This window comes from Rhizobium sullae, from assembly GCF_900169785.1.
GTDB classification, from domain to species: Bacteria; Pseudomonadota; Alphaproteobacteria; order Rhizobiales; family Rhizobiaceae; genus Rhizobium; species Rhizobium sullae.
Window position 1 is genome coordinate 1 of the sequence record NZ_FWER01000015.1, and the last position, 14459, is coordinate 14459.

The window sequence follows — 14459 nt, forward strand, 5'->3', positions numbered from 1 at the left end:
GCTGCGACGTCCTCTATCTCGAGGACCTGAAGCTGAAGAACATGACCGCCTCGGCCAAGGGGACCGTCGAGGAGCCGGGCACCAACGTCGCGCAGAAGTCCGGACTGAACCGGGCGATCCTCGACGTGTCGCCCGGAGCGACGCGTCTGCAGTTCGAATACAAGATGCGCCGCCGCGGCGGCGCCGTCTTCTACGTCAACCCCGCACGGACGTCGCAGCGATGCGCCGAGTGCGGGCATGTCGATCCGAAGAACCGGATCGACCGCGACCGGTTCGAATGCGTCAGATGCGGCCACGCCGCCTGCGCCGACCACAACGCCGGCCGCAACATTCTTCATCTGGGCCGCAAGGCCCGAACCGGAGGACATCCGGGGATGGCCTGTGGATCGAACCTCGCTGGAGGTCGGAAGCAGGAAGAAGACGGTAGCAGTCAGGTCGCGCAAGCGGCCTGATCAAGACCAGAAGCTCCGCCCTTCAGGCCGGGGAGTAGTCACCTATTGGATTTGCAATGATACCCCCGACGGAATAGACTGATTACCGAAGAAAGGAGCGCCCAAGTCACTTACTGGGGCGACCGCATTGCCGGTCCAAATGGGGCCGGTCGCGGCCTGAGCAAGGCCCTCGGTGGGTGACCGGGGAAATGCGACATGAGTGCAATGGAATTCCTGCCAGTTCTTGTGATGATCGCCGGAATTGTTCTGGTGGCGATGGCGACGCTTTTTGTTTCTTCGTTACTGCGCCCGTCTAATCCCTATCCCGCGAAGAACGCGCCCTATGAATGCGGGATGGACCCCTCGGGCGAGGCGGCGGCGGGGCGCTTCAGGGTGCCGTTCTTTATCCTTGCGATCTTGCTGGTGGTCTTCGATGTCGAAGCGATGTTCCTCTTTCCCTGGGCCGTCGTGCTGAAAGAGATCGGGCTTGTCGGTTATGTCGAGATGTTCGTCTTCATGTTGCTGCTTCTCGTGGGCTTCGCCTACGCCTGGCTGAAGGGAGCGCTGGAATGGGAGGCGTAAACAACACGATCCGCGACAGCGTGCTGTTCACTACGGCCGAAAGTGTCATCAACTGGAGCCGAAGCTCGGCGTTATGGCCTGAGACCTTCGGCATTGCCTGTTGCGCCATCGAGATGATCTCGGCCGGTTGCGCACGCTACGATCTCGACCGATTCGGCGTGGTGTTCCGCCCTTCGCCGCGACAGTCCGATGTGATGATCATCGCCGGCACCGTGACCCGGAAATTCGCGCCCGTCGTGCGGCGGCTCTATGATCAGATGCCGGAACCGCGCTGGGTGATCGCAATGGGTACCTGCGCTATTTCTGGCGGCGTCTACAACACCTATGCCGTGGTGCAGGGGTCGGAAACCTTCGTGCCCGTCGACGTGCATGTGCCCGGCTGTCCGCCGCGGCCCGAGGCGCTGATGCATGGCTTCCTTCTGCTTCAAGAGAAGATCAAGAGGTCCCGCGCGTTGGCCGGGACGCCTCTGGATCGGGTTGCCATGCCATGAGCGTGAAGCCGCTTCTCAATCATGCTTTGATCATGGAGCGCTTCGGGAAAGCAATCGAGGACCTCGGTGCCGTGCACGGCATTCACGCCTTTGCCGTTCCACCAGAGAAGATCGTCGACTTCTGCCGGTTCTTGAAAGAACATCCGGCGCTGCAGTTCAATTTCCTCTCGGATATCTGTGGGGTTGATCACTATCCCGCAATGCCGCGCTACGAGGCGGTGTACCACCTCTATTCGCTGCCGAACAAATGGCGGGTTCGCATCAAGTGTCGGCTTGGCGATCCGCCACAGCTTCCCTCGGTCACGGGGGTCTGGCGCACCGCCAACTGGCATGAGCGCGAGGCCTGGGACATGTATGGTATCAGGTTCGAGGGGCATCCCGATCTGCGCCGGATCTACATGTGGGAAGGCTTCGAGGGTTTTCCCCAGCGCAAGGATTTCCCTCTGCGGGGCTACAAGGACAAGTTGAACCCTTTCGGTGCCGAAGGTCCGCCGCCAACACAGCCTGACCTCGCCACCAGGGATATTCCTTAAGGGAGGCCGTTCTACGCCGGAAAACTGAAATGACCGAAGTCACCGAGTTCAGCAGGCCGGAAGGCGAAGCACTCAATACTCGGGAAGTGCTTCTCAACCTCGGCCCGCAGCACCCCAGCACTCACGGGGTACTTCGGCTCGTCCTCGAACTGGACGGCGAGTACGTCGAACGCGTCGACCCGCATATCGGCTATCTCCACCGCGGCACCGAAAAACTGGCGGAGAGCTTCACGTACACCCAGATCTTCCCGCTGACGGACCGGCTCGACTATCTCTGCCCGCCCTCGAATAACCTGGCGTTTGCGCTGGCGGTGGAGAAACTCCTCGGCATAGAGGCACCGGTCCGGGCGCAGTATATCCGTGTGATGATGGCCGAACTGGCACGGATATCCGGCCATCTCCTGATCACCGGCGCACTGCCGATGGACCTCGGTGCCATGACCGCGCTGCTCTACGTCATGCGCGAGCGCGAAATGATCATGGATCTTATGGAAATGGTCACTGGTGCGCGTATGCACACATCATTTTGCAGGGTTGGCGGGGTGCGCGAGGACCTGCCTGACGGCTTCCTTCCCAAGATCCGCGAGTTCTGCGACATCTTCCCGAACCGTATCCGCGACTATGAACGGCTGCTCGAGAACAACCGGGTGTTCCTCAAGCGCACTGAGGGGATCGGCGTGATTACCGGCGAGGACGCTGTCGATCTCGGCCTGAGCGGCCCGAACCTGCGCGCCTCTGGCGTCGATTGGGACATCCGCCGCGACGAGCCTTACGAGATTTACGATCGGCTCGATTTCAACATCATTACCCGCAACGAGGGCGACTGTTACGCGCGCTGGCAGTGCCGGGTCGAGGAAATGCGCGAGAGCATGCGGATCATCGAGCAATGTCTCGACCAGATGCCGGAGGGGCCGTTCCAGGTCGACATGCCGACGATCGCCTTCCCGCTGGACAAGGATCGGGTGCACTGCTCGATGGAGACGCTGATCCAGCATTTCGACCTGTCTGCTTACGGCTTCAAGGTGCCGAAGGGCGAAGTCTATTCGGCGATCGAGGCGCCAAAGGGCGAGCTCGGCTTCTACATCATCAGCGACGGGTCGCCAAAGCCGTTCCGCATGAAGGTGCGGGCACCCTCGTTCGTCAACCTTCAGGCGCTCTTCGGGGTCACCAACGCGCGCTACCTGGCCGACATGATCGCCGTGCTCGGCAGCCTCGATCCCGTGATGGCGGAGGTGGACAAGTAGCAGGAGATTTGGACGTGATGACCATGCGCGAAAAGATCGAAGAGGCAGCGGCGCGGTATCCCGACCAGCGCTCGGCGATCATGCCCGCGCTTCTGATCGCGCAGAGGCAGCATGGCCATCTGCCCGGTCCGGTGCTGGAAGAGGTCGCCGACATCCTCGGTGTCGAGCGGATCTGGGTCTACGAGCTGGCGACCTTCTACACGCTCTTTCATACCGAGCCGGTGGGCATGTTCCACCTGCAGCTCTGCGACAACGTCTCCTGCATGCTGCGGCGATCCGAGGATCTGCTGCGGCATCTGGAGGCGGTCCTCGGTATCAACAAGGGCCAAACCACCCCGGACGGGCTGTTCACGCTTTCCACCGTCGAATGCCTCGGCGCTTGCGAGATGGCCCCGGTCATGCAGGTGGGCGACGATTATCACGGCGACCTCGACATCGCGCGGATCGACGCGCTGTTGGACAGGCTGCGGGCGGTGGCGGGGCGAGCAAGTGGCACCGATCTCGCCGCAGCACCATCGGGAGAGTAGCGCCATGTTCGAACCGGTCCTTCTCAGAAACATCGACGTGCCGGACGGCCATCGGCTGCCGACCTATGAGGCCGGCGGCGGCTACCGGGCGCTGGCAAAGGTGCTGCGCGAGCACACGCCTGACGAGGTCGTCGATCTCGTCAAGCAGTCCAATCTGCGCGGCCGCGGCGGCGCCGGATTTCCCACGGGCATGAAATGGGGTTTCGTGCCGAAGCTGGCCGACAAGCCGAAATATCTTTGCTGCAATGCCGACGAGGGCGAGCCGGGTACTTTCAAGGACCGCATCATCATGGAGCGCGACCCGCACCAACTCATCGAGGGGTTGGCGGTCAGCGCCTACGCGATCGGGGCCAAGACCGCCTATGTCTACATCCGCGGAGAATATGTGACAGCGATCCGTCGCCTGGAGCAGGCGATCGCCGAGGCGCACGAAAAAGGTTATCTGGGAACGGGCGTTCTGGGCTCCGATTTCAATTTCGCCGTGCACATCCATTGCGGGGCCGGCGCCTATATCTGCGGCGAGGAGACCGCGATGCTTGAGTCGCTTGAGGGCAAGCGGGCGCAGCCGCGATTGAAACCGCCGTTTCCGGCAGCAGCCGGACTCTACGCCAGCCCGACTGTCATCAATAATGTCGAGACGCTCGCTTGTGTGCCGCATATCGTGATGCGGGGCGCGCACTGGTTTCGGGGTATTGGCCCGGACAAGAGCCCCGGCCCGAAGCTCTACTGCCTCAGCGGGCAGGTGCGCAAACCCGGCCTCTACGAGTTGCCGATGGGCATACCGCTGCGTCAACTGGTCGAGGACCACGCCGGCGGCCCGCTGCCGGGACGCAGGATCAAGGCGGTGATCCCGGGCGGGGTTTCGGCGCCGGTCATCCCGGAGCACGGTCTGGACGTTGCGATGGACTTCGACTCGCTTGCTGCCGCCGGTTCGATGCTCGGCTCAGCCGGGGTGATCGTGGTCGACGACTCGACCTGCATGGTCAAGATCACCACCCGGATCATCGAGTTTTTCCACCATGAGTCCTGCGGCAAGTGCACGCCATGCCGGGAAGGATTGAACTGGGCCGTAAAGGTCCTGCGCCGGATCGAGGCCGGGGAGGGCGCGCCCGGCGATCTGGAACAGCTGGAGATGCTCTGCAAGGGCATCTTCGGCAATACGTTTTGTGCCTTGGGAGACGGCGCGGCGATGGGATTGCGGGCTGCACTTAAGCATTTTCGCGATGAGTTCGTCACCCATATCGAGGAGCGGAAGTGCCCGTTTCATTGAAGGAGCGCGCTGCGACAGGACTGCGAGGAACTATGGTTAGCTTTACGATCGACGGACAAACGCTGGAAGTTGAGGTCGGCTCGACGGTGCTGCAAGCCGCAGAGCGTTTGGGCATCGATATCCCAACCTTCTGCTATCTGAAGCGGCTGCCGCCACTGGCATCGTGCCGCATGTGCCTGGTGGAGATCGAGGGCATGCGGCGGTTGCAGCCTTCCTGTGCCACCGCGATCACCGATGGCATGGTCGTGCGGACGAACACGCCGCTGATCGAGGAAACGCGGTCTTCCATGCTCGACATGCTGCTTGCCAACCACCCCCTCGACTGCCCGATCTGCGACAAGGGCGGCGAATGCGAGCTTCAGGACATGGTGATGGCATATGGCCCCCGCAAAAGCGAGTTCCACGATCCCAAGCGTGTGTTCCATTCCCAGGACATCCGCCTCAGCCCGGTCATCATCATGAACGTCAACCGTTGCATCCAGTGCCAGCGCTGCGTCCGGATGTGTGAGGAGGTCGTCGGCGCGGTCGCGCTCGGCACCGTCGAAAAAGGCATGGATACGGCCGTCACCGGCTTCGAGGGTAGTCTTGCGAGTTGCGACCAGTGCGGCAATTGCGTCGAGGTCTGTCCGGTCGGCGCGCTGATGAGCTTCCCCTACCGCTACAAGGCGCGGCCCTGGGACCTTGTCGAGACCGACACGGTCTGCCCGCATTGCGGAACCGGTTGCCAGCTTACCGTGGGCACGCGCAAGGGCGAGTTCATGCGGGTGCGTTCGAAGTGGGACGAGGGGCTCAACCGCGAAACGCTCTGCGTGCGGGGACGCTTCGGCCTCGATTTCGTTTCTAGCAGCGACCGGATCAAGCGGCCGATGATCCGTCGCAATGGCGCCCTGGTTCCGGTTTCCTGGGACGAAGCAGGGGACTACCTGCGCCGGCGGCTGTCGGCCGTCGAGGACAAGGCGGCTGGCGGGCTGGCCTCACCGCGCCTGCCCAACGAGGTACTCTATCAGTTCCAGAAGCTGATGCGGACAGTGTTCCGGACCAACAACATCGACTGCTCGTCGCGCTGGTTCACGCCCTTCGATGCGCTCGGTCCACTGGTCGCTGACTTTTACAGCCGCGCACCGCTGGACGACGTGATCGCCAACGACTGCGTGCTCGTCGTCGGCGGCAACGTAACCGAGGAGAACCCGGTCACCGAATACCTGCTGCGGGACGGCGCGCGACGGAAACAGACAGAATTGCTCATGCTCGCGACGCGGCCATCCCGTCTGGATGCTGATGCGCGGGTGGTGGTTCGCGTGCCGCCGGGCGGAGAAGCGGCGAGCGTTGCTTCGGTGGTGGCTGGTCTCGTGGCAGCGGCTGGTCAGGCCCTGCCAGCCGAGTTTCTTGCGGACATCCGGGCGGCAACCGGCTGGCCGAGAGCAGCCGACAGTGATGGTTCGGACCGTCTGGCCAACGCGCTCGTGGAAGGCCGAAGCGTCACCGTGCTTGTCAGCGTCGACCTTCTGAGATCACCCGCAGCACGCGCGACGCTGCAGCAGATCAACAACCTGCTGCAGGTTCTCCGCGTGCTCGGTAAGGGCCTAGCGATGCAGTTTCTCTTCGACCGTGCCAACCAGATGGGCGCCTGGGATATGGGGGTTCTGCCGGGGGCTCTGCCGGGACTGCAGGCGGTCGCCGATGACGCTGCACGCACAGCTCTTGCACGGAACTGGGGCGCTGAAATCCCGTCTGAACCCGGCGTGGATCTCGACGCGATGCTGGAGCTGTGCCTCGGCGGGCGGATGGGTGCGCTCTACATCGCCGGGACCGACCCGCTGATCGCCCATCCCGACAGGGATTTCGTGACGCGGGCGCTTCGTGCGGCCGATCTCCTGATCGTGCAGGACACCTTCCTCACGGATACGGCGGGCTTGGCCGAGGTCGTCCTGCCCGCGGCGGGCTACGGCGAGGAATCCGGCACGTTCACCAACAACGAGGGCCGGATCCAGAAAGTCCGCAAATTCCGCGAACCCGTCTTCGAGGCGCGAGGCAATCTGGCGATCTTCGCCTTCGTCGCGGCGCTCCGCAACCAAGCGCTGCCATCATCGACAGAAGGCGAAATTTTCGGAGAGATTACCTGGCTGCTTCCGCCCTACGCGGGGCTGACGCAGGAGGGGCTCGGCGCCGATGGCGCATTCACCAAGGTGGTTCCGACGCCACGGCCTGGCGAGTTCTCCGCGCCGCCGCCTGCCCCGACAGAATCAGATGGGCTCATGCTGATCACCGGCAACTGCCTGTTCCACAACGGATATCTTTCCGAACGCTCGGAGGTTCTGAATACGGTCGCCAACGACCCCTATGTCGAAATGAGCGCGCAGGATGCCGCACAGCTTTGCCTTTCGGATGGCGATCAAGTGGTTGTGCGTTCTGCCCGAGGCGAACTGACGGCGCAACTCAAGGTCAGCAGACAGTTTCCCAAGGGCCTTGTCTTCGTGCCGGAAAACTACAGGGGCTTGCGTCTCAACAGCTTGATGCGGCGGGGTGAATACCCATGCCCGGTGGAGGTCGAGAAGGTGCATCCCAACCTTCTGGTCGATCGCACAAAACGGATCTGGCGTGGGGTCTGACGATCGGGGGACCGCATGGCCCCCGGCAAGCTGCCCTGGCCAAGCGTCGTCACATCGAGCTGGCCATGTCAGTGATACCTGGTTCCGCAGATGTAATCCTGCAGATCCTGCTCGGTGCGCTCCGCTTCGTCGAGCCTGTGTTTAACCACATCGCCGATGCTGACCACGCCGACAACGTCGTCTCCATCCATGACCAGCACATGACGCGTCCGCCGCCGGGTCATGATTCCCATCGCGACGGGCAGCAAATCCCGTGTCGAACAGATCGCCACATTGCGGTTCATGATGTCCGCGGCTCGCATCCTTGCCGCCTCGGCCCCGTATTCGGCTACCGCATTGCAGCAATCGCGCTCTGACAGCGTACCCAGGTATTCGCTGTTCGATTGGCTGACGACGACGAAGCCGATATTGTTGTCGCGAAACAGCCTCAGGATTTCCACCATCGTCTGATCGGGAGTGACCGAAATGACCCCGACACCCTTGTTCTTCATGATTTCGCCGACAAACATCTGAGCCTCCTGTCTGAGCGCTTCGGTTTGACAGCTGGCGCGCGTTCACGTTCGCCGGATATTCCGCCACCAGTTGTAGCCCTGCGTCTCTTTCGTCTCGACGAGCACGTCCCTCTTCGTATTGAGGCGCGCGGCAATCACGCCGCCGCCGGTTGTCGCCTTGCCCGGCTTGGCGAGCAGATCGTCGCGCCCGATCACCAAATCACCCGAGGAAAAGCTCGAGAATTCGTACTGCTGGCCAAGCGCGATCGCGTCCGCCGGGCAGGCGTCCTCGCACAGCCCGCAGAATAGGCAGCGGGCCGTGTCGATCTCGAATTTTGCCGGGCGACGGTTGCCCTTCTCATCCTCGTAGGGGACGACTTCAATGCAGTCGCAGGGACAAATCCGGGCGCAGAGTTCGCAAGCCACACATTTGATCTCGCCCTCTTCGTCGCGCTTCAGGAAGTGATGCCCGCGGTGGCGCGAGTAGGGCAGCCATTTTTCCTTGTCCGGATACTGCATGGTGACGGATTTGGAGAACATGTAGCCGAAGGTCAGGCCCAAAGCTCTCGCCAGATCGGCGAAGAACACCCAGCCAATCCATGTTCCAATTCTGTCTTGCGCGCGCGACATCATCGCCCCGCTCCGGAGCCGTTGCGGCCCCTAAAAGAAAGCAATTCCGGTTATGATTATGTTCGCCATCGACAAAGGAAGCAAGACTTTCCATCCGATCGCCATCAGTTGGTCGTAGCGGTAGCGGGGGAAAGTGAAGCGGAACCAGATAAACAAATAGACGAAGAACGAGACCTTGAGCACAAACCAGAGGAGCGGTGGCAAGGGGATCAGTACGCCGTTCCAGCCGCCGAAGAACAGGATCACCACCAGGACAGACACCAGCAACACGATGGCATATTCGCTGATCATGAAAAACGCAAAGCGGATACCGCTGTATTCGGTATGGAATCCGGCCCCCAGATCACCTTCGGCTTCCGAAAGGTCGAAGGGAATGCGCTGGGCTTCGGCCAGTCCGGCGACGAAGAACACGAAGAAGCCGATCGGTTGGTAAACGATGTTCCAGACATCGGCCTGTGCCCGCACGATCTCGAGCAGGCTCATGGATTGCGCCAGCATGACGACGCCGATGACCGCGAACCCCATCGGGATCTCGTAGCTGATCATCTGCGCGCAGGTCCTGAGGCTGCCCAAGACAGCGTATTTACTGTTAGCGGCCCAGCCGCCGAAGATGACGCCATAGACCTCGATCCCAATCACCGCGAAGACGAAAAGCAGCGCCACATTCATGTCGGAGACGTAGAGCGAGATCTCGGCACCGAGCACCGATACGGTTTCGCCGAAGGGGATCGCGACGAACACCACAAAGGGTGGGACGAGTGCCAGGATTGGGGCCAGCTTGAACAGAAAGCGGTCGGCCTCAGCCGGGATGTGGTCCTCTTTCGTTAAGAGCTTGATTCCGTCCGCCACCGGCTGCAGCAACCCGTGCCACCCCACGCGCATCGGCCCCATCCGCTGCTGGATGTGCCCGGCGATTTTGCGTTCCAGCCAGGTCAGCGGCAAAGGCAGCAGCAGCAGGATCGCGATTAGAAACGCGACCTTGAAGACGATCAGGCCGAGGGCGACGATAAGTTCCATGATCCGCGGCTACTTATTCATCGGTTGAAACGTGCGACCGGACTTTGCCCGGTTATGCACTGAGCACTTTGCGCACTTGTCAGCTTGATACGGTACAGCGGCGACGCGCCACTTGCAAAGCGGAAATCAACGCCGATCGCGACCGATCGTCCGCGATGCGCTTGCGCGCTTGCGCGACCAGGGCATGGTCTATGCCCGGCAGGGCGCAGGAACCTTCGTCAGCGCTCACGGTTCACCGGCGACGCAACTGGCCTACTCGCCTGTCAAAACGCTCGCTGACATTCAGCGCTGCTACGACTTCCGCCTGACGATTGAGCCCGCCGCGGCCTACTTTGCCGCCAAGCGCCGCGACGGTTCGGCGCTTGAGAAGATCGCAACGGCGCTTGCGGATCTTCGCGAGACGACAAACCACCTGCTGCATCGAACGGACGCCGATTTCCTGTTTCATCGGGCCGTTACCGAGGCTGCGAACAATCACTATTACACGGCGTCGATGGATGCCCTCAAACCGCATATCGCGGTCGGTATGCTTTGCACGGGCTGTCGCTTCTCGCCCCCCGGCAAGGCCTCCAGAAAGTGTTTCAGGAGCACGAAGAAATCTACAAGGCGATTGCCGAAGGCCGGGCGGATGATGCCCGGGACCTGATGCGAGCCCATCTCGAAGGATCGCGAGACCGCCTTTTCGAGGGCTGGGCTCTCGACCTCTCCTTTTTAGATATCAGCTGTCGCGCAATAGAGTTCCCGCCGCTGCCGCTTTCCGAAGATCGCGGCTGAGATTGTGCATTTCCTCTCAGAAAAGACGATACAGGCGCTGTTGCCGTGTGCCCGTCCGCGCTTGCGCATGCTACGATGCTGTTTCCTTCAACAATTAGGGACGATCAACTCATGACGGGCCAGGATGGCAGTATTCTCGATTATGTCGGGATTCTTGCCGTGTTTCTTCTCGTGGGCGCCAACGGTTTCTTTGTGGCCGCCGAATTCGCATTGGTTTCCGTCAGACGTAGCCGGGTGGCCGAACTCGCGGCAGCGGGCCGGATGAACGCTTCGGCGCTTCAGCGTGCCGTGGATAATCTTGATGCGAACCTTGCAGCCACACAGCTCGGCATAACGATCTCTTCGCTCGCCCTCGGCTGGGTCGGCGAACCGGCATTGGCGCATCTGATCGAGCCTCTATTGGCATGGTTGCCCGGTGAATGGGCGGCGAGGGGTTCCCATGCCATAGCCGTCGCCATCGCGTTCATCATTATAACGGCGCTTCATATCGTCCTTGGCGAACTGGCGCCGAAGAGTCTCGCTCTGCAGCGGAGCGAAGGAACGTCGTTGGCTGTGGTCCGGCCGCTCGGCTTTTTTCTGATCGTCTTCAAACCGGCAATCTTCGTTCTCAATGGCATGGGCAACTTCGTGCTTCGTACTTTCGGTCTTCAGGCCGGAACGGGGGAATCTTCCTTCCATTCTCCGCAGGAGTTGAAGCTGTTGGTGGCCGAGAGCCAGGAGGCGGGACTTCTCAACCAGGTGCAGCAACAGCTCGTCGAGCGCGTGCTCAATATCGGCGAGAGGCCGATCTCCGACGTCATGACCCCGCGTCTCGATGTCGAGTGGTTCGACGCCGACGACAGCGAGGCGGAAATCTTAAAGACGATTAGGGAGTGCAGGCACGAACAGCTTCTCGTCGCTCGCGGCTCAATCGACGAGCCGATCGGCATGGTTCTCAAGAAGGATCTGCTCGATCAGGTTCTGGACGGCCGCAAGATCCGGCCGATGGATGTCATCAAGCAGCCGCTGGTGCTTCATGAAGGAACCTCGGTCGTCCGCGTGCTCAGTAGCTTCAAGGCATCACCGGTCCACCTCGCTATCGTCATCGACGAATATGGCAGCTTGGAGGGGATTGTCACGCAGACGGACTTGCTCGAGGCAATCGCCGGGGAACTGCCGGGGTCCGACGAGGAACCGGCCATCGTCGTTCGCGAGGACGGCTCGCTGCTCGTCGATGCAATGATGCCTGCCTTCGACGCCTTCGAAAGACTAGGTCTGCGTGACAGACCGGACGCGGATTTCCATACGCTCGCGGGCTTTGCCCTTCATCAGCTCCAGCACATCCCGGAAACCGGTGAGGTTTTCGAGTTCGACGGATGGCGGTTCGAGGTTATCGATATGGACGGCATGCGCATCGACAAGATCTTGGCGACGCGAAGCTCGACGGAAGGAGCGGACGTTTAGGCTAGCTATAGCTAGGCAGCGCTGCAAACCAGGAAGCCGAAGCCGGTATCCGCCGGCTCAACCGCCTGCCGATCGTCGTGGTGATCGTGCTGGTCGTCGCCTTCTTCGCGGTGTTCTAGTTCTTAAGGGCTATCCGGCGACGCTGATCTTCGAGCTTCCAGCTTTCGGCTCGAACGAACCCGATTTAAGTATCCGTAGAGATAAAGTTTAAGCAGATCGGCCGGATCGTAGCCGGGGCGTCCGGTCCCTTTTGCCATCACCCGGGAAAACACAGCAGCGACAAGATCGATGCTATCCACAAAAGCCTCTGTGAGGCGGACCGGGTTGTCTGATCCGACATATCATCAAGGAAGAGGCAGTAGTTGCGAGCGATCTGAGCCAGATAAATGTGCCATGCGGAAAAATACTACAGTTCGCTTGCCGTCGGAATCTTCCCCAGAGCTTTTGCACGGTCTGAAAAGCGGTGGACACCAAGTCATGGAGGAAGGTGTTAAAAAGGGATGATATCCCGCTCGCAACTGCTCGGATATTTGTAATGCCGCATCAGATATCATTGACATTTCAATAGAGAATAGCGCTATTAAGATTACAACAATTTGGGATGTGCAATGCTGGCGATTCTTGCCGATGATCTGACGGGCGCGGTGGATAGTGCCGCGCCGTTCGCGACGCGGGGGATGCATGTGGAAGTGGCTCTGGCGACCGGAGCCATTGGCAAGGCTCTCTGCGAGGCGCCGGATGTCCTGTCGATCAATCTAGGCTCACGCGAGATCAGCGCTCCGGCGGCGCGGCGGCAAGTGGAGATGGCACTTGCCGCGCTGCCGGCGGGAACGCGGCTCTTCAAGAAGGTAGACTCGCGTCTCAAGGGGCATATCGCGGCCGAGCTCGATGCCATGTCCTTTCGGGCAGCTCTCGCGGCGCCAGCGATCCCTGCATTCGGGCGCGTCGTGAAGGATGGCTGTGTGACGGGCTTCGGGGTGGACACGCCAATTTCCATTGCCGAAAAGCTCGGACACCACGTTGCTTGTGCCACGATCCCCGATATGTCCAGCCAGAGCGAGATGCATGCCTGGCTCGATCAGTCGGAGAGCTCTGGCTTCGATCTTCTGATCGGAGCGCGGGGCTTGGCCGAAGCGCTTGCCGAACGCCTGAGCGGCAATGCAACCGCGCGGACTGCTGAGATACCAAGTGGCAAGGCGCTGTTTGTCATCGGCTCCCGCGATCCGATCACCCTTGCCCAGATCGATGCGCTTCGTGCGGCTTTCGCCCTTCGCTACCTGCCCGCGCCCAACGGCCACCTTGCCGGGGGAGGAGACCGGTCCGATGGCAGTGTGATCACCCTTGTCCAGGCCGTGCCAGGAGAGGGCGTCGTCGGCTCTCATGATGTGTCGCGTTTCCTCGCCGAAAGTGTGTTTCCAGATTTAACGAACAAAGCCTCGACATTGCTCTTTGCCGGCGGCGCGACGGCGGAGGCCGTGCTCGAAAGAATGGGCATAACGCGTTTCCGTCTGCTTGGGGAATGCATGCCCGGCCTGGGCTTGGCTCACGCCCATGGACATTGCATCATTGCAAAATCCGGAGGATTTGGGCATCCGGATACGTTGAAAGAGATCGCGGGCATAATGCTTCGCAATATGGGATGACAGATGGGATTGGAGAGCGGAACAGCACGCAGGAGTCTTGGCGATCTAGTATTCGAGCGCATGCACCGGGCAATCAAGTCCGGTGCATATAAGCCCGACGAACGTCTGCCGACAGAACACGATCTTGCAATCGAGTTCGAGGTCTCCCGCCCGATCATTCGGGAAGCCCTTGGACGTCTTCGCGAGCAGGGGTTCATCTATTCGCGCCGTGGTGCCGGCAGCTTCGTTCGCGCCGTTGGCATGCGCGAGCCGCTCGGTTTCGGACAGTTGGAAAATGTCGCCGATCTTCTAAACTGCTACGAGTTCCGGTTGGCCGTGGAGCCAGCGGCAGCGGCAGCGGCGGCGGATCGTCACGACGCTACAAACCTCGCTGCCATTTTTCAGGCACTTGAACTCATGCGGGATGCCACTAACCGCCAATCCCACCGAGAAGATGCGGACTTCCAGTTTCATCTCGCGATCGCGCGCGCCGCCGGGAACAGTTACTTCTACACTGCCATGGAAGCGCTCAAGGATCACATCGCCGTCGGCATGAAGTTTCACGGCGCCTCGGTTAAACGCGAAGCCGCCGGCCTGATGCGGGTTTTTGCCGAACACGAGGCGATCGCTGAAGCCATCGCCGCACGTGACGCCGCAAAGGCAAAACAATTCATGCATGCGCATCTCACCGGGTCCCGCGAACGTCTCTTTCTGGCGACAAAGTAGTTCCCCCCTTGGAAAACCCTGGCTTCAGGCAGGGGGTTCGACAGGGAATCGCCGCCTTCAAGTCTCGAT

14 protein-coding genes and 2 pseudogenes are annotated in these 14459 nt (G+C 61.1%); 12 read left to right on the forward strand and 4 right to left on the reverse strand.

What is annotated here, in order from left to right; translation table 11 throughout:
* The 8 genes from BN1800_RS14715 to nuoG all read left to right on the forward strand — a co-directional run.
* Window positions 1-452: zinc ribbon domain-containing protein (locus BN1800_RS14715; RefSeq protein ID WP_143533975.1), on the forward strand; the 452-nt coding region annotated here is incomplete at its 5' end.
* Window positions 453-647: 195 nt separating this feature from the next.
* A complete protein-coding gene (locus tag BN1800_RS14720) occupies window positions 648-1013 on the forward strand; it encodes an NADH-quinone oxidoreductase subunit A (protein WP_027510235.1) in 366 nt (121 codons plus the stop codon).
* Window positions 1001-1504 carry a NuoB/complex I 20 kDa subunit family protein gene (locus tag BN1800_RS14725; RefSeq protein ID WP_086998732.1) on the forward strand — a complete coding sequence of 168 codons (504 nt, stop codon included), beginning with the start codon at window positions 1001-1003 and terminating at the stop codon, window positions 1502-1504. The genes BN1800_RS14720 and BN1800_RS14725 overlap by 13 nt, the downstream gene beginning before the upstream one ends.
* Window positions 1501-2037 carry an NADH-quinone oxidoreductase subunit C gene (locus BN1800_RS14730; protein WP_086998734.1) on the forward strand — a complete coding sequence of 179 codons (537 nt, stop codon included), beginning with the start codon at window positions 1501-1503 and terminating at the stop codon, window positions 2035-2037. Before BN1800_RS14725 ends, BN1800_RS14730 begins: the two co-directional genes overlap by 4 nt.
* 29 nt (window positions 2038-2066) lie before the next feature.
* Window positions 2067-3281, forward strand: a complete 1215-nt coding sequence (gene nuoD, locus BN1800_RS14735) for an NADH dehydrogenase (quinone) subunit D (protein WP_086998737.1) — start codon at window positions 2067-2069, stop codon at window positions 3279-3281.
* 17 nt (window positions 3282-3298) lie between these two features.
* Window positions 3299-3808, forward strand: a complete 510-nt coding sequence (nuoE, locus tag BN1800_RS14740) for an NADH-quinone oxidoreductase subunit NuoE (RefSeq protein WP_086998741.1) — start codon at window positions 3299-3301, stop codon at window positions 3806-3808.
* 4 nt (window positions 3809-3812) lie between these two features.
* Window positions 3813-5078 carry an NADH-quinone oxidoreductase subunit NuoF gene (gene nuoF, locus BN1800_RS14745; RefSeq protein WP_086998744.1) on the forward strand — a complete coding sequence of 422 codons (1266 nt, stop codon included), beginning with the start codon at window positions 3813-3815 and terminating at the stop codon, window positions 5076-5078.
* A 32-nt stretch (window positions 5079-5110) separates the two neighbouring features.
* Window positions 5111-7687 carry an NADH-quinone oxidoreductase subunit NuoG gene (gene nuoG, locus BN1800_RS14750; RefSeq protein ID WP_086998747.1) on the forward strand — a complete coding sequence of 859 codons (2577 nt, stop codon included), beginning with the start codon at window positions 5111-5113 and terminating at the stop codon, window positions 7685-7687.
* Window positions 7688-7755: 68 nt separating this feature from the next.
* On the opposite strand, the gene BN1800_RS14755 is transcribed toward nuoG, so the two are convergent.
* Genes BN1800_RS14755 through nuoH form a run of 3 tightly spaced genes read right to left on the reverse strand, consistent with a single transcriptional unit; the run spans window position 7756 to window position 9825 of the window.
* Complete coding sequence (locus BN1800_RS14755; RefSeq protein WP_086998750.1) at window positions 7756-8196, reverse strand: CBS domain-containing protein; 441 nt, start codon at window positions 8194-8196, stop codon at window positions 7756-7758.
* Window positions 8197-8241: 45 nt separating this feature from the next.
* On the reverse strand, window positions 8242-8808 hold the full coding sequence (locus BN1800_RS14760) for an NADH-quinone oxidoreductase subunit I (protein ID WP_086999271.1): 567 nt from the start codon (window positions 8806-8808) through the stop codon (window positions 8242-8244).
* Window positions 8809-8838: 30 nt separating this feature from the next.
* Window positions 8839-9825 carry an NADH-quinone oxidoreductase subunit NuoH gene (gene nuoH, locus BN1800_RS14765; protein WP_086998753.1) on the reverse strand — a complete coding sequence of 329 codons (987 nt, stop codon included), beginning with the start codon at window positions 9823-9825 and terminating at the stop codon, window positions 8839-8841.
* 136 nt (window positions 9826-9961) lie between these two features.
* Here nuoH and BN1800_RS14770 point away from each other — a divergent pair.
* Window positions 9962-10536, forward strand: a pseudogene (locus tag BN1800_RS14770) (FadR/GntR family transcriptional regulator); the annotation flags it as partial.
* 174 nt (window positions 10537-10710) lie between these two features.
* Entirely contained in the window at window positions 10711-12042 is a 1332-nt protein-coding gene (locus BN1800_RS14775) for a hemolysin family protein (RefSeq protein WP_086998756.1), read from the forward strand.
* Between the two features lie 122 nt (window positions 12043-12164).
* On the opposite strand, the pseudogene BN1800_RS14780 reads toward BN1800_RS14775, so the two are convergent.
* Window positions 12165-12362: pseudogene (locus tag BN1800_RS14780) on the reverse strand (transposase); the annotation flags it as partial.
* A 288-nt stretch (window positions 12363-12650) separates the two neighbouring features.
* Here BN1800_RS14780 and BN1800_RS14785 point away from each other — a divergent pair.
* Both BN1800_RS14785 and BN1800_RS14790 read left to right on the forward strand, forming a co-directional pair.
* Window positions 12651-13685, forward strand: coding sequence for a four-carbon acid sugar kinase family protein (locus BN1800_RS14785; RefSeq protein WP_086998759.1), 1035 nt, complete (start codon window positions 12651-12653; stop codon window positions 13683-13685).
* A gap of 3 nt (window positions 13686-13688) precedes the next feature.
* Window positions 13689-14390 (forward strand): FadR/GntR family transcriptional regulator, encoded by a 702-nt coding sequence (locus BN1800_RS14790; protein ID WP_086998762.1) that lies wholly within the window; start codon window positions 13689-13691, stop codon window positions 14388-14390.
* Window positions 14391-14459: the final 69 nt, after the last annotated feature.